Origin of the sequence: Brevibacillus choshinensis, assembly GCF_001420695.1 — a bacterium.
Lineage (GTDB): Bacteria > Bacillota > Bacilli > Brevibacillales > Brevibacillaceae > Brevibacillus > Brevibacillus choshinensis.
Genome location: NZ_LJJB01000010.1, coordinates 1,211,148 through 1,233,119, shown reverse-complemented (window position 1 = coordinate 1,233,119; position 21,972 = coordinate 1,211,148). Strand labels below are relative to the sequence as shown.

At 48.5% G+C, this 21,972-nt stretch carries 25 protein-coding genes and 1 tRNA gene; 19 read left to right on the top strand and 7 right to left on the bottom strand.

Going from position 1 to position 21,972, the window contains the following annotated elements; all coding sequences use genetic code 11:
- The first annotated feature begins 106 nt into the window (after nucleotides 1–106).
- From rapZ to AN963_RS15995, 8 genes are all read left to right on the top strand, one after another.
- Nucleotides 107–988 carry an RNase adapter RapZ gene (rapZ, locus tag AN963_RS16030; RefSeq protein ID WP_055745547.1) on the top strand — a complete coding sequence of 294 codons (882 nt, stop codon included), beginning with the start codon at nucleotides 107–109 and terminating at the stop codon, nucleotides 986–988.
- An 88-nt stretch (nucleotides 989–1,076) separates the two neighbouring features.
- A complete protein-coding gene (locus AN963_RS16025) occupies nucleotides 1,077–2,087 on the top strand; it encodes a gluconeogenesis factor YvcK family protein (protein ID WP_055745546.1) in 1,011 nt (336 codons plus the stop codon).
- Nucleotides 2,088–2,093: 6 nt separating this feature from the next.
- Entirely contained in the window at nucleotides 2,094–3,041 is a 948-nt protein-coding gene (gene whiA, locus AN963_RS16020; protein WP_055745545.1) for a DNA-binding protein WhiA, read from the top strand.
- A gap of 50 nt (nucleotides 3,042–3,091) precedes the next feature.
- Nucleotides 3,092–3,349, top strand: a complete 258-nt coding sequence (locus tag AN963_RS16015) for an HPr family phosphocarrier protein (RefSeq protein WP_055745544.1) — start codon at nucleotides 3,092–3,094, stop codon at nucleotides 3,347–3,349.
- Nucleotides 3,350–3,459: 110 nt separating this feature from the next.
- Nucleotides 3,460–3,642 (top strand): hypothetical protein, encoded by a 183-nt coding sequence (locus tag AN963_RS16010; protein ID WP_055745543.1) that lies wholly within the window; start codon nucleotides 3,460–3,462, stop codon nucleotides 3,640–3,642.
- 23 nt (nucleotides 3,643–3,665) lie between these two features.
- On the top strand, nucleotides 3,666–3,854 hold the full coding sequence (locus tag AN963_RS16005; RefSeq protein ID WP_055745542.1) for an H-type small acid-soluble spore protein: 189 nt from the start codon (nucleotides 3,666–3,668) through the stop codon (nucleotides 3,852–3,854).
- A gap of 173 nt (nucleotides 3,855–4,027) precedes the next feature.
- A complete protein-coding gene (locus AN963_RS16000; protein WP_055745541.1) occupies nucleotides 4,028–4,351 on the top strand; it encodes an antibiotic biosynthesis monooxygenase in 324 nt (107 codons plus the stop codon).
- On the top strand, nucleotides 4,351–5,103 hold the full coding sequence (locus AN963_RS15995) for a metallophosphoesterase family protein (protein ID WP_055745540.1): 753 nt from the start codon (nucleotides 4,351–4,353) through the stop codon (nucleotides 5,101–5,103). The genes AN963_RS16000 and AN963_RS15995 overlap by 1 nt, the downstream gene beginning before the upstream one ends.
- Nucleotides 5,104–5,174: 71 nt before the next feature.
- Here the strand turns inward: AN963_RS15995 and clpP are convergent, their stop codons facing one another.
- Together clpP and AN963_RS15985 are read right to left on the bottom strand one after the other, a co-directional pair.
- Complete coding sequence (gene clpP / locus AN963_RS15990; RefSeq protein WP_055746336.1) at nucleotides 5,175–5,771, bottom strand: ATP-dependent Clp endopeptidase proteolytic subunit ClpP; 597 nt, start codon at nucleotides 5,769–5,771, stop codon at nucleotides 5,175–5,177.
- Between the two features lie 137 nt (nucleotides 5,772–5,908).
- Nucleotides 5,909–6,124 (bottom strand): hypothetical protein, encoded by a 216-nt coding sequence (locus AN963_RS15985; RefSeq protein ID WP_055745539.1) that lies wholly within the window; start codon nucleotides 6,122–6,124, stop codon nucleotides 5,909–5,911.
- A gap of 244 nt (nucleotides 6,125–6,368) precedes the next feature.
- Here AN963_RS15985 and AN963_RS15980 point away from each other — a divergent pair, with 244 nt between their 5' ends.
- Together AN963_RS15980 and AN963_RS15975 are read left to right on the top strand one after the other, a co-directional pair.
- On the top strand, nucleotides 6,369–6,833 hold the full coding sequence (locus AN963_RS15980) for a copper amine oxidase N-terminal domain-containing protein (protein WP_236707997.1): 465 nt from the start codon (nucleotides 6,369–6,371) through the stop codon (nucleotides 6,831–6,833).
- A 377-nt stretch (nucleotides 6,834–7,210) separates the two neighbouring features.
- Nucleotides 7,211–8,440 carry a branched-chain amino acid ABC transporter substrate-binding protein gene (locus AN963_RS15975; protein WP_055745538.1) on the top strand — a complete coding sequence of 410 codons (1,230 nt, stop codon included), beginning with the start codon at nucleotides 7,211–7,213 and terminating at the stop codon, nucleotides 8,438–8,440.
- A gap of 249 nt (nucleotides 8,441–8,689) precedes the next feature.
- On the opposite strand, the gene AN963_RS30390 is transcribed toward AN963_RS15975, so the two are convergent.
- The gene (locus AN963_RS30390) at nucleotides 8,690–8,824 is read right to left on the bottom strand and encodes a DUF4023 domain-containing protein (RefSeq protein WP_083496958.1); all 135 of its coding nucleotides are present in this window, start codon (nucleotides 8,822–8,824) and stop codon (nucleotides 8,690–8,692) included.
- 35 nt (nucleotides 8,825–8,859) lie between these two features.
- A complete protein-coding gene (locus tag AN963_RS15970; protein WP_055745537.1) occupies nucleotides 8,860–10,731 on the bottom strand; it encodes a PAS domain S-box protein in 1,872 nt (623 codons plus the stop codon).
- A gap of 190 nt (nucleotides 10,732–10,921) precedes the next feature.
- Between AN963_RS15970 and AN963_RS31530 the strand changes: the two genes are divergently transcribed.
- Nucleotides 10,922–11,074 (top strand): hypothetical protein, encoded by a 153-nt coding sequence (locus tag AN963_RS31530; RefSeq protein WP_169791927.1) that lies wholly within the window; start codon nucleotides 10,922–10,924, stop codon nucleotides 11,072–11,074.
- Nucleotides 11,075–11,136: 62 nt separating this feature from the next.
- Here AN963_RS31530 and AN963_RS15965 read toward each other — a convergent pair whose 3' ends face one another.
- On the bottom strand, nucleotides 11,137–11,700 hold the full coding sequence (locus AN963_RS15965) for a TetR/AcrR family transcriptional regulator (protein WP_055745536.1): 564 nt from the start codon (nucleotides 11,698–11,700) through the stop codon (nucleotides 11,137–11,139).
- A 236-nt stretch (nucleotides 11,701–11,936) separates the two neighbouring features.
- Here AN963_RS15965 and AN963_RS15960 point away from each other — a divergent pair, with 236 nt between their 5' ends.
- The gene (locus AN963_RS15960; protein ID WP_330218839.1) at nucleotides 11,937–12,932 is read left to right on the top strand and encodes an ABC transporter substrate-binding protein; all 996 of its coding nucleotides are present in this window, start codon (nucleotides 11,937–11,939) and stop codon (nucleotides 12,930–12,932) included.
- 66 nt (nucleotides 12,933–12,998) lie between these two features.
- Here AN963_RS15960 and AN963_RS15955 read toward each other — a convergent pair.
- A tRNA-Arg gene (locus tag AN963_RS15955) sits at nucleotides 12,999–13,073 on the bottom strand.
- A 171-nt stretch (nucleotides 13,074–13,244) separates the two neighbouring features.
- The gene (locus tag AN963_RS15950) at nucleotides 13,245–14,246 is read right to left on the bottom strand and encodes an ABC transporter substrate-binding protein (RefSeq protein ID WP_055745534.1); all 1,002 of its coding nucleotides are present in this window, start codon (nucleotides 14,244–14,246) and stop codon (nucleotides 13,245–13,247) included.
- 172 nt (nucleotides 14,247–14,418) lie between these two features.
- On the opposite strand from AN963_RS15950, the gene AN963_RS15945 reads away from it, so the two are divergent.
- The 7 genes from AN963_RS15945 (at nucleotide 14,419) to gap (ending at nucleotide 21,886) form a co-directional block, all read left to right on the top strand.
- The gene (locus tag AN963_RS15945; RefSeq protein ID WP_055745533.1) at nucleotides 14,419–15,429 is read left to right on the top strand and encodes a FecCD family ABC transporter permease; all 1,011 of its coding nucleotides are present in this window, start codon (nucleotides 14,419–14,421) and stop codon (nucleotides 15,427–15,429) included.
- A complete protein-coding gene (locus tag AN963_RS15940; RefSeq protein ID WP_055745532.1) occupies nucleotides 15,422–16,462 on the top strand; it encodes a FecCD family ABC transporter permease in 1,041 nt (346 codons plus the stop codon). Before AN963_RS15945 ends, AN963_RS15940 begins: the two co-directional genes overlap by 8 nt.
- Nucleotides 16,463–16,623: 161 nt before the next feature.
- Nucleotides 16,624–17,997, top strand: coding sequence for an RNA polymerase factor sigma-54 (gene rpoN / locus AN963_RS15935; protein WP_055745531.1), 1,374 nt, complete (start codon nucleotides 16,624–16,626; stop codon nucleotides 17,995–17,997).
- Between the two features lie 3 nt (nucleotides 17,998–18,000).
- Nucleotides 18,001–18,273: a glutaredoxin family protein gene (locus tag AN963_RS15930; RefSeq protein ID WP_055745530.1), complete on the top strand. Its 273-nt coding sequence runs from the start codon at nucleotides 18,001–18,003 to the stop codon at nucleotides 18,271–18,273.
- Between the two features lie 184 nt (nucleotides 18,274–18,457).
- Entirely contained in the window at nucleotides 18,458–19,477 is a 1,020-nt protein-coding gene (locus AN963_RS15925) for a sugar-binding transcriptional regulator (protein ID WP_055745529.1), read from the top strand.
- Nucleotides 19,478–19,504: 27 nt separating this feature from the next.
- Nucleotides 19,505–20,866, top strand: coding sequence for a Na+/H+ antiporter NhaC family protein (locus tag AN963_RS15920; RefSeq protein WP_055745528.1), 1,362 nt, complete (start codon nucleotides 19,505–19,507; stop codon nucleotides 20,864–20,866).
- A 15-nt stretch (nucleotides 20,867–20,881) separates the two neighbouring features.
- Nucleotides 20,882–21,886, top strand: a complete 1,005-nt coding sequence (gene gap, locus AN963_RS15915; protein WP_055745527.1) for a type I glyceraldehyde-3-phosphate dehydrogenase — start codon at nucleotides 20,882–20,884, stop codon at nucleotides 21,884–21,886.
- Nucleotides 21,887–21,972 lie beyond the last annotated feature (86 nt).

Sequence of the window (21,972 nt, the reverse complement as noted above, 5' to 3'; positions counted from 1 at the left end):
AAAAATGCTTGTACGATAAATGGGAAAAGCGGGGAAGGTTTCAAAAAGGTGCGAATTGGTCAGTCAATATGGTATGCTATTGACAGAATCGTAGGAGGCGAGTTGTGTGACGGAATTGGGAAACGACAAGGCCATTAATCTGCTGATTATTACTGGGATGTCAGGTGCAGGAAAAACGGTTGCTGTACAGAGCTTGGAGGATTTGGGCTACTTTTGTGTAGATAACCTGCCGCCAGTGCTGATTCCCAAATTTGCTGAACTGGTCAAACAGTCCGGTGGCAGTATTGAGCGGGTTGCATTGGTGATCGACTTACGCGGGCGCGAGTTCTTTGAGAGCTTGTCAGTCACGATCGAGAGTCTGAACCAGATGAACGGGCTTTCGTACCACATTCTCTATCTCGATGCGAGTGATACGACCTTGGTGTCCCGTTACAAGGAAACGCGTCGTCGCCATCCATTGTCGCCAAACGGTTCACCATTAGAAGGGATTCATGCTGAGCGCCGCTTGCTGCAGGAAATGAAGGGATGGGCGCATCAGATCATTGATACGAGTCAGATGAAACCGGCTCAGCTCCGGGAAAAAATCATCAACCAGTACGGCCAACAAGGCTCACCGCTTACGATTAACGTGCTTTCGTTCGGATTTAAATACGGCACGCCCATAGATGCCGATCTGATGTTTGATGTGCGGTTCTTACCGAATCCACACTATATAGAAGATCTTCGTCCCAAAACCGGTTGTGATCCGGAGGTGGCGGAGTACGTCATGAAGCACAAGGAAACGCAGGAGTTTGTGGAGAAATTGATCGACTTTTTGACTTACACACTGCCGCATTATCAACGCGAGGGCAAGAGCCAGCTTGTGATTGGGATTGGCTGCACGGGCGGAAAGCATCGCTCTGTTGCGATCGCCGAGCATTTGGGCGAAACCTTCGGAAAAGATTTTACTGTTCGCGTCAGCCATCGAGACATGGAAAAGAATAAGTGAGCATAGGATGGCAGGAAGAAAAAGGGGAATACATCCCGATAAAGCCAGGCCGCGTGTTTATGTGTAATAGGGGATAATGAGGTGAAATATGCCGACTAAGGGAATGGGGAGGCTGCAAGCAAGGCAGTTGCGTCTTGTTGTAATCGGCGGAGGAACGGGTCTGTCCGTTTTATTACGTGGGTTGAAACACGAGCCTGTGCATATTACCGCGATCGTTACAGTTGCTGATGACGGAGGAAGCTCTGGACGACTGCGTGAGGAAATGGATATGCTCCCTCCCGGGGATATTCGCAATGTCTTGACAGCGTTGGCTGATACGGAGCCGCTGATGGAAAAAGTGATGCAATATCGTTTTTCCACGGGGACTGGATTAGCTGGACATAATTTGGGAAATCTACTACTTGCAGCGATGAACGAAATAACAGGTGACTTTGTCACGGCCGTCAAGACATTGAGCGGAGTATTAGCCGTTCGGGGGGATGTATTGCCCGCGTCTACACAGTCCATTCGACTTGTAGCCGAAATGGCAGATGGCTCTCTCGTTATGGGGGAATCGCAAATACCGTTGACGGGCAAGGAAATCAAGCGTGTGTTCCTCGACCCGGAGGATGCAGTCCCGCTCGGTGATGCATTGACAGCGATTGCTGAAGCAGATGCCATCCTGATTGGGCCTGGTAGCTTGTACACAAGTATCCTGCCCAATTTGTTGGTGCGAGGGCTGTTCGACGCCATTAAAAGCTCAGCAGCACCCAAAATCTACATTTGTAATGTCATGACACAGCCCGGAGAAACGGACGGATTTTCTGCTTCGCGGCATGTAAATGTTATGTATGAGCACGTCGATGGACCATTTTTAGATACGATCATTGTCAATTCAGCAGAGCTGCCTACCCACGTGTTGGAGAAATACGCGGAAAAGGGAGCAGCTCCTGTCCCATGTGACCTGAAAAAGTTGCGACAACTGGGGCTCCACATTGTGGCGAAGCCGCTGGTTACATTTGAGGATGGTTACCTGCGACACGATGCGCTTGAGGTGAGCAAGCAGGTAGTAGCGCTCATCAAGCGCAGGCGAAAGGTGCTGAAGATAGAGAAGGAGTGAAGGTCGATGTCATTCGCCGCGCATACCAAAAAGGAATTAACGATGCAGGAGGGCGCTGACTGTTGTAGTAAGGCGGAACTGTCTGCTTTGATCCGCATGAATGGCAGCCTACAGTTCGGAGCCGGGCGGTTAGTGCTCGATGTCACTACGGAAAACGCGGCGATTGCGAGACGGATTTACACCTTGATCAAGAGGTTGTTTCAAATTCACGCCGAACTTTTGGTCCGGAAAAAAATGCGGTTGAAGAAAAATAACGTCTACATCGTAAGAATCCCGAATAAAGCAAATGAAATTTTGCAAGACTTGGGGATTATGGATCAAAGTCTTTCGTTTCTATCGGGTGTCGCTCCAGACATCGTGAAAAAATCGTGCTGCCGTGGCGCTTATCTACGTGGCGCCTTTTTGGCAGGCGGCTCTGTCAATCATCCGGAAGCATCCAGCTATCATTTGGAGATTTTTACGGCCTATCAGGATTTCTGTGAGGCATTGACCAAGATCGCCAATCGGTATAAACTAAATGCCAAGTGCATCGAGCGGAAAAAAGGGTATGTTCTCTATATTAAAGAAGGCGAAAAGATTACAGAGTTCCTGAGTTTGATAGGAGCTCACCAGGCCTTGCTCTACTTCGAGGACGTACGGATCGTCAAGGATATGCGCAACTCAGTGAACCGTTTGCACAACTGTGAAATCGCCAACATTAATAAGACGGTGAACGCAGCCACGCAGCAACTGGAAAATATTCAGCTCATTGATCAGGAAATGGGCCTGGAAAACTTGCCTAAGCGACTGCGTGAAGTAGCTGAGCTCAGGGTAGCTCACCCCGATATTAACTTGAAAGAATTGGGTGAGATGTTGCCGAGCGGAGTTGTCAGCAAATCGGGAGTCAATCACCGCCTGCGAAAAATTAACGAAATCGCTGACAAATTACGAGAAAAACAAAATATTTCGATGTAGATGCATGATATACTAAGGGATAATAGTCTCTAGAGTAAGGAGGTCCATTCATGGTTCAACAGCAGGTAGTGGTTCAATTGAAAACCGGTTTGCAGGCACGTCCGGCAGCCTTTTTTGTACAAGAGGCCAACCGTTTTGCTTCTGAAGTATTCGTGGAAAAAGAAAACAAAAAAGTAAATGCAAAAAGCATCATGGGCATCATGAGCCTCGCAATCAGTTCTGGAACGGAAATAACCATTTTGGCAGAAGGGCCGGATGCCTCCCAGGCAGTTACGAGCCTTGCCAAGCTAGTAAGCAAGGAAGAATAGAAGGAAGTCAAAGACACTTTCCCCGGCGGGAGGTGTCTTTTTTTGGTAGGGACGAATTTGCCCCCTTGGGAAATGCTAATCCATGTAAAACATGACAAGGGGGAACAAAAATGAGCAACAACCGCGACACATGCAACGAAGGCCGTGACTGCTTTGACATGGACATTGACCGCATGATCAACGAAGGTTTGGGTGGAGGAATTGTCTCGGACCAAAACGGACTGATCGAGGAGACGAGCGTCGATACAATGACGGGAGCGAGTGCAGCCAAGCAAGCTCTTGACGATCACTGAGACTTGATAAGGAGGGAACCAGAATGGATCTGACACGTGCACAGGAGATTGTCCGCTCCGCCGAAAAAATCGTTGTCCATTACAAGGGAGATAACGTATGGATAGACGAATTGGATGAGTCCACGCAGACTGCACGCATCCATACGGAACGAAATCCTGCCAGCAGTTTGAGGGTAGAAGTGGGTCAACTGGAGGAAAAGCGAGAGCTCTGACAGCAAACCAAACCGAGCGAACAGCGGGTAGTTCCCCAATGAGCGTTCGGTTTTTCTATGTTCTTTTGCTCAGCCTGTTATTGCTTGATAGCCAGCAGGCTCAAATTTGACACTGATAATCACTATCAATTATAATGATAGGTAAGAAGATACGTATCGGGGAGGGTGCCAGTGTGTTTGTACAAGTTCGAAAAACGGTAGTAACGGCAGGGAATGCAGATAAGATCGTAAGTCGCTTCAGTGGGGAAGGGATCATTGAAAAGCAGGAAGGATTCATTGACTCTACGGTTCTCGTAAAAAAAGTGATTCGTGGCGACGAAGAGGTCATGGTCATCGTTCGTTGGGAGTCAGAGGCACACTGGAAGCAATGGGAAAAGAGTGATGCCCATATCGCAGGCCACAAAGCAAACCTGGGCAAGCAAAAGCCTGAATATATCGTAAGTTCAGAAGGTGACCTATACGAAGTGAAGTCTGTGAAGAAGGCGGCCGTTGAATAATGTCGATCAAAGGGATTGCTGTTTTGTCAGATGTGCACAGTAACGTATTTGCGCTCGATGTCGTTCTGTCCGATATTGCCGAAAGAGGCATCGACACCATCGTGAATCTGGGAGACGTCTTATTCGGCCCCATTGCACCTCTGGAAACTGCAGAGCGGCTAATGGCGAATCCCAATATCATTTCGATCATGGGAAACTGCGATCGAATCTTGCTGCAGGAAGAGAGCGAGTCGCTCACGTTTCAGCAAGTGAAGCCATTGCTCACCTCCGATCACCTGGAATGGATCCGGACCTTTCGGAAAACATGGGTGTACGAGGACATCCTCTTTTGTCACGGAACTCCCTTCTCTGATGAAGAGTATTTGTTGGAGGAGGTCATCGACAGCGGAGCGGTGGGGAAAAGCCTTTCTGCTGTCACGCAGCAGCTACAGTCTACACCGCAAGACATCATTGTCTGTGGTCATACGCACTTGCCAAAGAGTGTGCAGCTACCAGATGGGAAGCTCGTGATCAATCCCGGCAGCGTAGGCTTTCCCGCTTATTTCGAGGATGCACCCTTTCCCCACGTCATGGAATCGATGTCTCCACACGCCAAATACGCTATTTTGTGGCACACAAAGCACGGCTGGAAGGTCGAGCAAGTCAGTCTGCCCTACGATTGGGAGCAGGCTAGCCGAATCGCAGAGGAAAAGGGTAGACCGGATTACGGTTATGCCATTCGCACGGGATACGCATATATCCCAGCTGAATAGTAGAAGTTCCGATAGTAAAACAACAAAACACCCGGCCAATGTGGTCGGGTGTTCTTTTCATTCTATAGATGTTACTTTTTCGATGAAGGCTCAGAAGTGATCACTTTATCGATCAGTCCGTATTCCACAGCATCAGCGGCACTGAGGAAGTTGTCGCGATCCGTATCTTTCTCGATGCGCTCCAGAGGCTGTCCGGTACGCTCAGCCAGGATACGGTTCAAGTGGTCACGCATTTTCAGGATGCGTTTTGCGGCGATTTCGATGTCGCTCGCTTGACCCTGAGCACCACCAAGTGGTTGGTGGATCATCACTTCACTGTTAGGAAGCGCAAAACGCTTGCCTTTTTCTCCGGCTGCCAGCAAGAAGGCACCCATCGAAGCTGCCATACCGATACAAATCGTGGAGACAGCAGGCTTGATGAAATTCATCGTATCGTAAATGGCCATACCGGCTGTAATGGAACCGCCAGGGCTATTGATGTACAGAGAAATATCTTTGTCTGGATCTTCCGCCTGAAGGAACAACAACTGGGCCACCACAATATTCGCTACCGTGTCGTTAATGGGGGTCCCCAGAAAGATGATGCGGTCCTTGAGCAGGCGCGAATAAATATCATAAGCACGTTCACCGCGGTTGGTCTGTTCAATGACAGTAGGGATCAAATTCATGTGCATCTAGTCTTCCTCCTCTCTTTGTAAGAATATCATACACAAAAGGTCAATGAAGGTCAAACACTTAACTGCAAGCCTTCCCTACCATGTTTGCCATCTTCTCTACCCTTAAACCTATTGCCAAAAGAAAACATTTATTCTTGTTCTTCTGCCTCAGTCAGCTCTACCGCGAGACGAAGCGTTGCCGTCATCTTTTTTCCCTGGATGATGGTGTACTCGTCGACTTGCTTGGTCTGCAGCTGATTGATGGCTTCGGCCAGCGACTGGTGGTCTTTGTAGGGCTGGATGGTCAGCAGGCATTCTTCGTCACTTGCTTCTTGATAGATCAGGAAAAAACGTTCTTCTGCCATGACTACCTCGCTCTTATAAGTTATCCACAGACTTATCAACAGGTTGTGCACAAAAACATTTGTTCGTGGGATATTATTTTTGCCCGAGAAAAATTTCGTTCATGACGTCTGTTAGTCATAGTTTGGGCATCAACGGCACTTCTTCTACATAGGAAAAGAATGGGTATGAAAAAAGGAATAAGCACATATGTGTCGAAAGTTACAAAATTGGAAGTAATTTCATAGTGAATAAGGAGTGTTTATCATGATTCAACGCAAAGTTTCCACCATGTTGCTCACCGCAGCTCTATTGACTGGCAGTGTCGCAGCAACCGCCGCTTTTGCCCAATCTGCTCCTGTACAGCAGCAAAAGATCACAGTCAACCTGAACGGCAAGGAGCTTCCTTTTCCTCAAGACATCGTAACGGAAAATGGGGTAGCGTACGTAAATGCAAGTACATTGGCGATTGCACTCGGAGGTTCTGCTGCTTGGGATACCATGAGCGAGTCTCTTCTAGTCGCAAAAGACAGTAAATATGCGCTGCGTATGTACCAAAACAGTACGTTTGCCTACAAAAACGGCAAGGAAGCGAGAGTCCCGTATGCTCCGCGTGTAACTACAGGCGCTGTGTTAGTTCCCCTCGTGTATATCGCTCAGGAGCTGGGTGCAAAAGTAAGCTATGATGCGAAGAAATTGACTTACAACCTCACGATCGAAATCAAATCGTAAGGAAAGGTACACTCTGGATGATTCATCCGTTGTCGTTGTCTCTTTGCATCTCGTATAATAGAGGCAATGCCCGCGCAACGGAGAGGAGAACCAACTATGCTAGGTACTACGTTTGCCAGCGTAGCTATGATCATCGGCTTTGTGGCTGTGGCCATTTACATTATCTGCAAAGCGTATTCCCAAAAATACAAAGAGTAGATATTATTTTCCAGAAAAATGGTCGTATCCTCTGCGGATGCGGCTATTTTCATTTGTATATATAAATTAAAATCATATGAAATAGAAAAATTGTTATTTCTGTTGCAAATTTTCTAATTTATTTTACAATGTAGTAGTAGTTCATAGTTTGTTCGTAAATAAAGAGGGGGATGAATGCTATGAAAAAACAGAAGACACTGTCAATTCTCGCAGCTACTTTTGCGTTGGGATCACTTCTCGCAGGATGTGGAGGAGGACAAGGTGCCGCTCCACAACAAAACGGTAAAACGGAGCAAAGTGGTGGCACCGGGGGCGCAGCAGGAGGCTCTTTGGAAAAGCTGGTGATCGGTGTAGTAGGTCCAATGTCCGGTCAGTACTCTGATTACGGTAGCACGGCTAAAGCCGGTGCAGAATACGCTTTGAAAGAAAAGCAAGAAGCATTTAAAAAGCTGGGCTTTGATGTACAGCTTTCCGCACAGGATGACCAAGCTGACCCGAAACAAGGGGTGGCAGTAGCACAAATGCTGATTTCCAACCCAGACGTAGTAGGCGTAGTGGGTCATGCGACGACGGGTGCTTCCATTACGGCAGCGGCTCAATACGATCAAGAAAAATTGGTGATGGTTTCCCCATCCGCTACAGGTTCCGACCTGACCGAGCAAGGCAAGAAGATCGTACACCGCATTTGTGCGCGTGACGACCAACAAGGCTCGAAAGCTGCCATTTACGCGAAAAACCAGCTGAATATCAAAACAGCTTACCTGATGCATGACAAGCAAGCATATGGTCAAGGTCTGGCTGAAGAAGTGAAGAAGCAATTTGAAAAAGACGGCGTACAAATCGTAGGCTTTGAGGGCGTAACTGCTGGCGAAAAAGACTACAGCGCGGTTATCAACCAAATCGTTGCAGCGAATCCTGAAATGGTCTACTTTGGCGGATACTACTCAGACGCAGGTATTATCGTAAAACAAGCTCGTGAAAAAGGCTACAAAGGAATCTTCATGGGTGGAGACGGCTACGACTCTGCAGACATGGTGAAAATCGCAGGTGCCGACAATGCGAACAACGTTGTGTTCACTTCCACTGTAGGTGACGTAGGAGCAACCGAAGATGGGAAGAAATGGATCTCCGACTTCGAAAGCTCTACTGGCAACAAAGTAGGGATCTTTACTTCTTTCGGTTATGATTCCATGGGTGTAATGCTGAATGGTCTGGAAGAAGCGATCAAAGCAAACGGCGGCAAAAAGCCATCTCGTGAGCAAGTACTGGATGCTGTTCACAAAACAAAAGACTTCAAAGGAAAATTCGTTAACGTGACGTTCGACGACAAAGGTGATAACACATTTGCTTCCGTGTATGTGTACAAGTACGAGAACGGACAAAAAGTATTCATCGGCGAAGCGAAGTAAGAGTCTGTTAGCCATGACCATTTGGGACATACTACGTTTGGCATCACCACCTTTGGCGTAAAGGAAGGGATCAGCATGTCAAACAATCGCAATACCCAAAATGGCGGCAACAAAGGTCACAGCAGCAAGACGCAAAAGAGCCAGAACCAAAAGTCTGAGCGTGACCGCAATCTGAACAAGCAAGATCCGCAATAACCATGCAAGTGAAAAGCCCACCCGATGGAGCATGCTCCCGGGTGGGCTTTTGTCTTAGACGCGTTGCTTGCTGGGCAAGCGCTGTTCAGGGTGATTGTATCCCTGATGCTGCTTGTTCTTGAGATCCTTTGCCTGGGCCTCGTGGATCTTGGCGACAAATTCACTTGTGCTCATCTTGGTCAAATCCATGTGACACCTCCCATAACCTGTGGCATCGTACCCCATTAGGATGACCCAATTTGATCCTCGGCAATCGGCAACGTGATTTTGACGACAGTCCCTTTGTTTTTCTTGCTGGTGATTTGAAAGCTGCCGTTGTGGTCTTTGATGATTTTGCTGCTGATCATCAGCCCGAGACCTGTTCCTTTTTCTTTAGTCGTGAAGAACGGCTCTCCCAACTTGGCAATGTATTCTTCCGATACGCCGCATCCATTGTCTGCCAGCCTTACGAGTACTTGGCGGTTGGGGAGCATACGGGTGGAGATGCGTATTTCGCCGTTTTCAGAAATGGCTTCGATGGAGTTCTTGATGACATTGATAAAGACCTGCTTCAACTGATTCTCCTCGCCGGCGATGTTCGGACATTTTCCAAACGAGGTCTGGAAGCGGATGTTTTTTAGGTTGGCTTCTGAAGCTAGTAAGGCTAATACATTTTGCAGCAGGACGACGAGTGAAAGTGACTTGATTTGCAAATTTTGTGGTTTGGATAGAACCAGTAGTTCACTGACGATGAAATTGATCCGCTCCAGCTCGGATAGCATAATGTCGGCGTACAATTTGTTGTCTTGCAAGGAGGGGGAGAGCAGCTGGATAAAGCCTTTTAAAGAAGTCAGCGGGTTGCGAATTTCATGGGCAATCCCTGCGGCCAGTTCACCGATCAAGGAGAGCTTTTCTGCTTTGCGCAGCAGTTCTTCGTTATGCCTACGCTCAGTGATATCACGGGACACCACGATAAATCCATCACATTCACCTTGCTTCGTCATAATGGGAACGCCTTTCGACTCAAGTACGATCCACTTGCCGTTGGCGCACTGAAAGCGAAATTCACAAGTCCCAGGTTTTTGTGACAGAATCAAATGCTGAAAATGCTTGATGACAAGATGGCGATCATCGGGATGGACGTCATCCAGGGTGACCTGTGACATGGGTTTGTCTCGTCCAATGACTCGCTCATGGGAAGGGGATATATAGATGACGTCACCCGCAGCGTTGGTAATCATGATGAGATCGTCCGTGTACTCGGCGATAATTCTGTTGATCCCTTCGCTTTTGAGCAAGGCTGCTTCAGAAGATTTCCGTTCCATAACATTGCGTGAGACAAACATGATATTCTCGACTTGGCCTCTCTCATTCAAAATGGGTATGCCTCTGGTCTCAAACGTTACCGAAGAGCCATCCTTGTTGAGCGAGCGGGTTTCAAATTGGACGTGCTGCTTAGTGGCCAATATTTTCTGATGATAGGCGTGTAAAATAGGCAGGTCTTCGGGATGAATGAGCTGCAGACGACTGGGAGGATGGAAGTCTTCGGCAGAGTACCCCAAATGCTCTTCAACAGAGGTCGAAATGTAGATGCGCTCCATGGACGTATTGTAGATCGTGACGACATCTTGTGTGTGATCGATCAAAAGACGGTACTTCGTCTCGCTTTTTCTGAGTGCTTCCTCGGCCCTCTTGCGATCAGAAATATCCCGTGCGATACAAGAGGAGCCAATGACCGTACCGTTTTCATCGCATACGGGGGCTATCGTCAAGTTGACATCTAGAATGGTGCCATCCTTGCGCTGACGGATGGTTTCGTAGTTGGTGAGGTGTATGCCCATTGTACGGACGGCATCGAATAATTGCTGAGATTCACGGATGAATTCGGTAGGAATAAAACAAAAAGGTGTTTCTTTCATTTCTTCGTGCGTCCACCCATAGTAATGTTCAAATGCTTGGTTGACGAGGATGAGATTGTTATCCATGTCACTGAAAGAAATCGCATCCGTCGTATTGTGGAAAAACGCGCGAAGGAGCTGATTAGACAGCAGTTGGGAAGACGCTTCTTTTTTGGATCGCTTCTTTTTCCACGGAATAGGGGATGTGAGCTTGGCCATTGTTTTATTCCCTGCCTCGCCATTGGAGTATGTAGTCGTACTATTCGCGGCGGGCAGGTATATTTCCTATCGCAAATGGTGGAATGAACTGGATCGTGTTGAAACTCACGAGATTGGCAGAATAAATGCCTTTCTGAAGAGACCAAATCCGTTATAATGAAGAGATTAAAAGTTACAGGGGGGAATATGGATGACTACGGGTTTTATTATAGCGGTGGTCATTACATTCGTTATCATTATCGGGAGCACAATCTGGGTCACGAATAAAGCATACTCCCGCAAACCTGAGCAAATCGATCCGATACCAAGCAACGAAATGGCGCAAAAAGAACTGGATCAATAGCCAAAACCATATAGAAAAGCCTGCGGCCGAATGGTTAACAAAAGCTGCAGGCTTTTTCCATGCTACAACAGTGCGCGCATGGAGCTTGTCATTTGATAGGCGAGTCGCCCCATCTCTTCTGGTGTCTCCCGAAACTGGTGCAACGTCCACTCAATCAGCAGGACATGGAGGGTGGAGGACAGAGATCGATGTGCATAGTAGTACAGCCCTTCTGTGGGTGTCTCCTTATGTTCCATCGATTGAGTCCGGGATAGCTCCTGAATAGAGTATTCGAGGCTCCGAAAGATGATTTGTCTAATTTTACGATCCCGATTGCTGATGTTGGTCAGTAGAGAAGGGGGGGCTTGTTCCTTCCACATGCGAAAAAGGGTAATGAATCTCTCCTCATGAAAGACTTCGTGCTCGTCGGTAAGCAACCAAAATTTCGCATACAGCTGGCACAAGTAATCAAACAAGATATCATCTTTATCCTGATAGTTGCGATAAAACGTCTGCCGTGCAAGCCCCGCTTTACGAGCGATCTCTGTGATGGACAGTTGCGAGTAGGGAGTAAATTCCATTAATTGCAAGAGGGCGAGGATGATCCATTCTCGTGATTGTTGGGATCGATTTCCTTGGATTTCCATGTGAAAGTGACAAATCCTTTCGTTTGTCTATTTTCCCTCTGATTTGCGTGAAATCATTTGAAAAAGAGAGAAATCTATATTAGTGTTACAATTGTAACATTTGATCTGCCGCATGCGCATCGGGAGAATAGGTAAGGAGGCAGCCAATACCGTATATAGGTCTATTTTTTTTTAAAACTTTTCATTGATAATGATATTCATTTTTAGTGAAAAAGATGGTTAGGGAGGGTATTTCATTGTTTACCAAAGGAAAAATCGTACTGCTCATGCTCATGATGCTGTCCTTGCTCGTATCGGCATGCGGCAGTCAAACTGCAGCACCTGCAACCAATGCAACTCAAACGCCAGCAGCTACGGATAGTACAACGCCAGCCGCTGAAGAAGCGAGAACCATTACACATGCTATGGGGGAGACAAAAATTACAGGAACCCCCCAGCGAATCGTCGTGTTGACCAACCAAGGGACAGAGAGCTTGCTGGCATTGGGAATCAAACCGGTAGGGGCTGTGAAATCCTGGATCGGTGAACCGTGGTTTGACCATATCAAAGATCAAATGGGTGGCGTGGAAGTTGTCGGGGATGAAACTCAGCCCAATATGGAGCTGATCGCCAGCCTGAAGCCGGATTTGATCCTCGGTACAAAGGTGCGTCAGGAGAAAATCTATTCCCAGCTTTTGTCGATTGCGCCCACCGTGTTTACAGAAAATCTGGGTGACAGTATGATTGAAAACTTTGAGCTGTATGCAAAGGCAGTGAACAAAGAAGCAGAAGGTGCAGCTGTACTTAAAGCTTTTCATAAAAACATAGACGAAGCGAAGACAAAGCTCGGGGACAAAACCAAGATGCAAGTATCATTGGCTCGATTCCAGCCTGGCAAAGTAAGAGTCTATTACAAAAACAACTTTGCCGGTGTCATCCTCGAAAAGATCGGCTTTGCACGACCGGAAGCACAGAACAAGGATGAATTCACTGCGGATATAGCAAAAGAGCAGATGGCTGTACTCGACGGGGATGTTTTCTTCTACTTTGCATCCGATCGTGAAGGGGACGATGGAGCGACCCAGACAGTAAAAGAATGGCTCAGTGATCCGCTTGCTCAAAATATGGATGTGACCAAGAAGAATCGTACCTATCAAGTAAACGAGGCAATCTGGAACTCTTCGGGTGGAATCATTGCGGCGAACCTGATGGTCAAAGACATCGAAAAGATTTTCGCAGATATCAATCAGTAGAGGTGGCTTAGTAAGGGGAGTAAAACAAAAGAAGACTGGAATCATCCAGTCTTCTCTCAAGTTCTATGGTACGCCTGAAGGGAATCGAACCCCCGCACATGGTTCCGGAGACCATTGCTCTATCCACTGAGCTACAGGCGTGCAGTATGGAAAAGCGATACTTACCTATTATAAGTCATTTAACGAGCCAAATGCAAACAAAAAACCTGCTTTTGGTTCAATTTTTTCGTGAGGGTGAACTCATGTAAAGAAAGGATGGGGCAGCCGCGTCAAGACGACTGCCCTTCTTGCTTTGCTTCTTGGCATCGCTTTTTATTTGGTGAAGTGCTTCACGATCTCGTCGAGTAACAGATTGGCAGACAACAAACCGCCGCCGGTATTCCAGATGACTTCATCTACCTGAAATACCTGATTGTTTTTCACCACACTGAGGTTTTTCCAGAGAGGATCGTTGACCCATTCGTCGCGATTGGCAGCCGCGGCTTTATCATCGTAGTCGGAGACCCAGTAGAACAGGACATCGCCGTCTGCTTCTGTCATTTGTTCTTTGGCGATCACTAGCATGAATTCGTCTTTATCTTGGGAAGCTGGACGGGCAAATCCGAGCTGGTTGAACAGCACGCCCGCAAACGTATCTTTCATATAAAGACGAACTTTCCCTGGGAGGAAGCGAACGATGGAGACCTTGGTCTTGGTCTTATCGCCTAGCTTGACTTTGGCTTCTTCCACTCGTTTGTCAAACGATGCCATGAGTGCATCGCCTTCTGCCTTTTTGTTGAGTGTTTCTGCGTACAGCTGGAAGTTGATTTTCCAGTCGCCAGTCAAGTCTGCGGCAAAGACGGTAGGCGCGATGGAGGAGAGCTGGGAATAAATCTTCTCTTGGCGTACCTTGTTTCCGATGATCAGATCCGGTTTCAGACTGGCGATCAGCTCGATGTTGGGCTGTGTTTCCTCACCGAGATCCGTGACCCCTTGCATTTTGTCCTTGATGTGGTTGTACCATGGTTCACCTTGCCAAGATTTGACTGCACCTACAGGTTTGACGCCGAGGCTGAGTAGCGCCTCCGTGCCTTCGTTGGTGAGAATGACGACACGTTCGATATTCCCTTTGATCTCGGTTTCTCCCATCGCATGTTTGATTTTCCGTACTTCACCGCTGTTGTCGTTAGAGGATGGAGTAGGGGGAGTCTGTGCTGGCGCTGGTTGATTATTCGTGGCGTTTTGACCGCCACCGCCGCAACCTGTAACGAGCAGCATGAGAGATAAACCGACGGAGCAGAGTGCCTGAAATGCTGGCTTACGATAGGCAAGCATGATGAAAGACCTCCTGAAATTGATATTCATTATCATTTATTCAAGACATACTGTATAATTAAGGAAATGTCTTGTCAACGATTATTTGATAATAATAATCATTTTCATTGACTACTCCCAAAAAAACAGCTTACAATGAAAAAAATGTAATTGGAGAAGGTAGGGAACAGCCGTGGAATCTCTTTTGCGCAGCCGCTTTCAAAAGTCGGCTGTCCTGATCATAGGAGTCATCCTTTTGGGTATAGCGATGGTCGCTAGCGTGCTATACGGCATTCAAAATTTTCGGATTACGACTGCGATCGAAGCGTATACCAGCTTTACCGGCAGCAATGAGCACCTCATTATTCAGCATACGAGAGTACCTCGTGCCATTACGGCTGCATTCGTCGGAGGTAGCCTGGCGGTTGCAGGCGTTCTGTTACAAGCCTTGACGCGTAATCCTTTGGCTTCTCCCTCTGTGTTTGGAATCAATTCCGGAGCGGCATTTATGATTGTCATCGCCTTGTTTTTGTTTGGGTCAATGTTTTCCTTTTCCCAATTGATGTGGGTCGGGTTTTTGGGAGCGGGCTTGACGGCCATGATTGTGTACATGCTAGGGTCTGCCGGGCGAGGGGGCATGTCTCCCCTAAAGGTTACATTGGCTGGAGCGGCCGTTGCCGCATTCGCATCCTCGCTTACCTCTCTCTTTATGCTCATCGACAACAAAACGATGGAAGAAGCGCTCTATTGGTTGGTAGGATCTGTGTCAGGAAGGGATTTACGCCATGCACAGATGATCATCCCGTATTTGGTGGGTGGCTGGATCTGTGCAATATTGCTGGCAGGATCTCTCAATCTGATGGCGCTCGGCGATGATGTCGCAAAAAGCCTGGGGCAAAAAATCGTCTGGGTCAAGGCAGGGATCGTGCTGGTGGTTGTGCTCCTCGCAGGTGGCTCTGTTGCACTGACAGGCCCCATCGGCTTTGTGGGAATTATGATTCCGCACATCTGTCGCTACCTGGTTGGCTTTGACCATCGCTGGGTCATTCCGTACAGCGTCGTGCTAGGAGGTATATTTCTCTTATTAGCTGATCTAGTCTCACGATTCTTGCTGATGCCGGAGGAGGTTCCCGTGGGGGTGGCGACGGCTGTGATTGGCGTGCCATTTGTCATTGCCATTGTGAGAAGGAGGGCGCATGAGTAGGTATACAATCGTTCGCAGTCAAAAGCCAGTGTATTCGTTTCAGTTGGATGTACGCTCCATCACGATTCTCTGTTTGTTGATTGCGCTGTTGGTCGGCGTGATTGTCACAAGCATTGGACTGGGAAGCATTCGCATACCCGTGTCAGAAGTGTTGAAATCGTTGGTCGGAATGGGCGATAGCACTTATCAGCTCGTCGTGGTCAATTTACGTTTGCCCCGAATATTGGTATCGGTAATGGTGGGAGCGGCCTTGGCTGTCTCGGGTGCCATTTTGCAAGCACTGGTCCGCAATCCGTTGGCTTCGCCTGATCTGATCGGCACGACAAACGGAGCGACAGCAGCGGCGGTAGCGTTTATTGCCTTTTCCAATGGAGCCTACAGCATTCACTGGTTGCCTTTGGTAGCGCTGGTCGGTGGGTTCTTTGCGGCATCCCTGACGTATGTGACAGCCTGGAAAAGAGGACTGTCCCCGTTTCGCTTTGCCCTGATCGGGGTCTCGATCTCAACGGCGATGGGTGCGCTATCTGTTTACTTCATGATTTCAGGGCCGTTGTATTTGGCTTCCCAGGCACTCGGCTGGATGTCGGGAACGGTATACGGAACTTCTTGGGATCATGTGTTTGCGCTATTGCCGTGGATCATCGGCTTTCTGCTCATTACCTTGAGCCAAGCTCGGACACTCAATGCTCAGGAGCTGGGAGATGATGTCGCGAAAGGCGTGGGGGTACGAGTAGAGAAGAAACGACTTCTCTTGATTGCGGTCAGTGTAGCGCTAGCGGCAGCGGCAGTCGGGATCGCAGGCGGAATTGGTTTCGTCGGGCTCATGGCTCCTCATATGGCACGCAAGCTGGTTGGCTCCTCGTATGGAGCATTGCTGCCATCGTCTGCTCTGTTAGGCGGAATCTTTGTCTTGCTTGCGGATTTGGCAGCCCGTACTCTTTTTGTACCGCTGGATGTTCCTGCTGGTGTATTTACGGCGGCAATTGGAGCTCCCTTTTTTATGTACCTGCTGTATCGGAGCCGTCAAGAATAGGCAGCAGCACGATGCGAAAGTGACCTTTTATCAAAAGGTCACTTTTTTCCGCTAGGTAATCAATTATTGGCAGGAAAATTGCAAGAGAGAACGAATATAATGGCTATATAGACGAGAAAGAACAGCAAGAGGAAGTGCGGGAGAGGAAAGGGGCGAGCTTCATGAACATGGGACTTGGATTGTTTCAAGAACAGACGCTGAAGTTAGTGATGACGCCAGAGTTGCGTCAGGCAATTACCATATTGCAGTATTCCGCCATCGATCTGATTTCCTACTTGCAGGAGCAGGCAAACGAGAACCCGGTCATTGATCTGGAAGCACCTCGTGAAATTGCCACGGCAAAAGCGGAAAAGCCGACACCGGAAATCGACTGGAAGGAAATTGTAGGGAATCGGGCATCTGGCGAGTACACTGTATCCAAAAATGAAAGCACTTACAATCCTCTTGATTATGTTCAGCAAGGTGCGGATACCTTGTATGAGCATCTGGAGAGCCAACTAGGGTATGTAAAAGGATTTTCACCGCTGCAAAGAAAGATTGCCCTGTTTTTGATTGGGAACCTGGATGAAAAGGGCTATCTGGAAGTCACACTTGAGGAAGCGGGCGAAAAGCTGGGGGCAGAGCTGCTAGAGATTGAAGATGTGCTGTCCGTTTTGCAGCATTTTGACCCGGTAGGTGTGGCAGCGCGTAGTCTGGAGGAATGTTTGCTGCTGCAGCTGGAGCATCTGGCACTCGATGATGAAAAGATTGTGCAAGTGGTGCGCTTCCATCTGCAGGACCTGGCGGATAAACGCTATCAACGTATTGCTGATAAAGTGGGATGTACGCCACAGGATGTACAGACGATGGCAGATCTGGTTCGTACCCTAAATCCACGTCCAGGTGCAGCGTATTCCCGTGTAGAGACGCGTTATGTCATTCCGGATGTGGCCGTAGAAAAAGTAGGGAACGAGTATGTCGTCCTAGTCAATGACATTGCCACGCCACGCTTGAAGATCAACAGCTTTTACGAAAAAATGTTGAGCCAGCAAAAGAGTCAGGAAGAAGCCAAGCAATTTATCCATGAAAAGCTCAATGCAGCGATGTGGCTGGCGAAAAGTTTGGAGCAACGCAGATTGACGCTGATGCGAGTGACGCAGGCCATCGTGGAAATGCAGCAAGACTTTTTCGATCGCGGCGTCCATTATCTCAAGCCGATGACGCAAAAGGAAATCGCTGAACGGGTAAACCTGCACGAATCCACCATCAGCCGGGCAACGAGCAACAAATACGTTCAGACGCCACGGGGTATTTTCGAGCTGAAGTATTTCTTTACCTCCGCACTTTCCACCTCCAATGGAGAATCGACTTCATCGGAGAGCGTCAAGCGTAGGATCAAGGCTCTGATCGAACAGGAGGATCGGAAAGCACCGCTGTCTGATCAAAAGCTCGGAGAAATGCTGCAGAGTGAGGGTATTGAAATATCTCGCCGTACGGTTGCGAAATATCGGGAAGAAATGATGATTCCGTCCTCGGCGAAACGAAAGAGGTTTTAGTGGTTGGGAAATGAAAGGGCGTTTGACATAGTCCTCTATGGAAGGAAAAAATGTCATCTGTGCGACGAGGTGGAGCTCATGATCCGCGCTTTGGCGGAGGAGCTCCCCCTTCGTTTGCAGGTGGTTGATATTGAGAGTAATCCATCTCTTCACGAGGAAATGATGCTGGTGATTCCGGTTGTCGAGATCGACGGAGAAATCGTGTTTCGCTCCATCTCGCACGTAGTGACGTTCCCGGAGCTCAGGCAGGAGCTGATCAGTCGAGTAAACAGGTAAGCACTCTCCCCTCGCCATGGGCATGGGGAGGTCTTGCAAGTTTCTAACAATTATGCTACATTCGTGTTGTAAGTGAAGTTTCTTTTTTTTGCATCGACCGGGACATAAAATGTATATAGAGGGACAAAATAAGTCCCGATCAAAAATCCGATTCATACATCTACTCAAGCAAGGAAGAAGGTACATGCGCCGATTACTGGAGTTGCAACAAAAGCTGGTGCCCGACTTGATTCAGGTGTTGCGTGAGCGGTACATGCTACTGCGCTCGATCTATCATCTGCAGCCGATTGGACGCAGGGGGTTGGCTCAAGCCATGAATACCACCGAGCGGATTTTGCGAGCGGAGGTAGACCTGTTAAAGGAAACCGGGCTGCTACATGTGACCGCGGCTGGCATGAGTCTCAGTGACGAGGGAATTCGTGTGCTGGACGATATGGAGCCTTTGGTAGGTGAATTGTTTGGTCTGACAGATCTGGCTGAACGCCTGCAACAAAAGCTCGGTATCGCGGAAGTCATCGTCGTTCAAGGCAATGCTGACCTATCACCGTGGGTCAAGGAGGAGCTGGGACGCGTAGGGGCACGTGTCCTCAAGCAGGTCGTACAAGAAGGCGACATCGTCGCTGTGACAGGAGGCTCTTCTATTGCTAGTGTAGCCAAACATCTGTCTCCATCTGCAGCGTTTCGCACCGTACAATTTGTACCTGCGCGTGGCGGATTAGGAGAACGAGTGGAGCTGCAGGCCAATACGCTTGCCTCCGCGATGGCGGCCAAGACGGGAGCTTCCTACCGTCTGCTACACGTACCGGATCGTCTCCATCCAGAAGCCTTGCAGACATTGGTCAAGGAGCCACAAGTACAGGATGTCCTCACGCTCCTGCGCGACACGCGGATTGTCTTGCATGGTATCGGTGACGCGATCACGATGGCGAGAAGGCGTAACTACTCCGAAGAAGAGCTCCAGGAGCTCGATGCCACTGGGGCAGTATCCGAAGCATTTGGTTACTACTTTAATGAAGCAGGAGAAACGGTCCATCGCATGCCGACCATCGGTTTGCAGCTAGAAGAAGTGCATAAAGCGGAAACGGTGCTCTCCATTGCGGGGGGCGAGAGCAAAGCAAAAGCGATTCTTTCCTTTGCCAAGCAGTCGTGTCAGAATGTACTTATCACGGATGAAGGGGCTGCCAGGTCTCTGTTATCCACATGACTGTAAGTAGGAAGGAAGTTGATTGGAATGCCTATGGCAGCGATGCTCCCGATTCTCTCGCTGATCGCAGGTATCGTGCTCAGCTTGACGATCGGATTTCCGCTCGCGCTGGGGATTGTTTTCGCGATCTTGGTCACACTGGTTAGTGTAAAAAGGCTCGGATATTCTTGGAAGCAGCAATTCGCATTTGGCTGGGATGGCGTCAAACAGACAAAGCCTGTGCTGATGATCCTGTTTCTCGTGGGTCTCTTGATTCCCCTGTTGATGATGGGAGGTACGATTCCCGCCATCATTTACTACGGGCTTTCCATCGTCAATGTGAGCTATCTGCTGGTTCTAGCCTTTCTTATGACAGCCGGAGTCAGTTATCTGCTCGGTACGTCGGTAGGAACCTTGAGCACCATCGGATTGTCCTTGATGGGAATCGCCCACGCGGCTGACATCCCAGCTGGAATGGTGGCTGGCGCACTGATATCCGGTGCGATGGTCGGCGAGCGTTTTTCGCCCATTTCGAGTAGTCGTTTGCTCGTTTTGGCCAACGTCGGAATGACAGAAGCTCAGGATAGGCAGACCCGCCGTCCAGCGTTGTTGACCGCCGGGATTTGCGCCGTGCTGTTTCTCATTTTCGACCTGTTTCGTACACAGTCAGGCTCGAGTGACACGATTGGGATGTTTCAGGAGCTATTGGCAAGTCACTACTCCATTAGCTGGCTGCTGATGCTTCCGTTGATTGTACTGATTGCCTCCTTTTCCTTTCGAGTAAAGGCGGTTACGGCCTTGCTCTACGGAATCGTAGCCAGTGCCATTCTGGTCTTGCTGACGACATCGATCGATGTGCGTACATTCGTTACTTCCGTGCTCACCGGTTACGAGCTACATTCCGGTACATCACTGGATGAGCTGGTACACGGTGGCGGAATGGTATCGATCCTCAGTGTGTTGCTGCTGATCATTTTGGCTGGCTTCTTGAATGGAATTTTAAATAAGGCTAATCTCTTGACCCCCATCGTCGAAAAAATGATGGGCAATACAAACAATAGAGCAGTCTTGGTAGCAAAGGCAGCTGCTTTGTCTCTATTGGTCGTCATCATCAGCTGTAATCAAACCATCCCGATTCTCGTGCTAGGCTCTACGCTCCTCGCTCGTTTCTCAAAGCTGAGCAATGGCCGTGAGCTTTTAGGAAAAACGATGATGGATACCACACTGGTTATGCCGGTCCTGATTCCTTGGAATGGGCTGGCGATGGTGATGGCGATTACGCTGGGCGTATCAACAGCACAGACATTGCCGTTTCTGTTCTTTTCCTTACTGTTGCCGATTGTCACGATATTCTCCTCCCGTACCTTTTCGACGGAAGGGGGATTACTTTCTAATAAAAAAGCGATATAAGCAGGAGGTATTACTATGGTAAAGGTTGGTATTAACGGTTTTGGTCGCATTGGTCGTAACGTATTTCGTGCAGCACTGAGCAATCCGAATGTAGAAATTGTCGCAGTGAATGACCTGACGGACGCGCAAACACTGGCGCATCTGTTGAAATACGATACCGTTCACGGTGTTCTTGATCTGGATGTAGAAGCTGGCGAAAATACGCTGATCGTGGGCGGAAAAGAAATCAAGGTACTCGCTGAGCGTGATCCTGCACAACTGAAATGGGCAGAATACGGCGTGGAGATCGTCGTAGAATCCACTGGTCGTTTCACCAAACGTGAAGACGCAGCGAAGCATCTGGAAGGCGGAGCGAAAAAAGTTATCATTTCCGCACCAGCTACCAACGAAGATATTACCGTAGTAATGGGCGTAAACGAAGACAAATACGATCCTGCTGCACACACCGTGATTTCCAACGCTTCTTGCACTACGAACTGCTTGGCTCCTTTTGCTAAAGTATTGAACGACAAATTCGGCATCGTGCGCGGCTTGATGACGACCGTTCACTCCTATACCAACGACCAGCAAATTCTCGATCTGCCACACAAAGACTTGCGTCGTGCCCGTGCAGCAGCAGAGAATATCATTCCTACCTCGACTGGGGCGGCAAAAGCAGTTGCACTCGTCCTGCCTGAGCTGAAAGGCAAACTGAACGGTTTCGCTATGCGCGTACCAACTCCAAACGTATCGGTAGTCGACCTGGTAGCTGAGCTGAAAACGGACGTTTCCGTTGATGAATTGAACCAAGCGTTGAAAGAAGCAGCTGAGGGTCCACTCAAAGGCATCCTGGGCTATTCCGAAGCTCCACTGGTATCCTCCGACTATAATGGCAACCCAGCATCCTCTACCATTGATGCACTCTCTACTATGGTCCTAGAAGGAAACATGGTAAAAGTAGTCTCTTGGTACGATAATGAGTGGGGTTACTCAAATCGTGTCGTAGACTTGTGTCATTATGTTGCGCAGCGCGGCTTCTAACACGTAAAATAGAAGTGTTGTGGAAAAAAAGGGAGAGCAATCTCCCTTTTCCCATATCTTTTTTCCGAATAAAAAGCCAATGATTT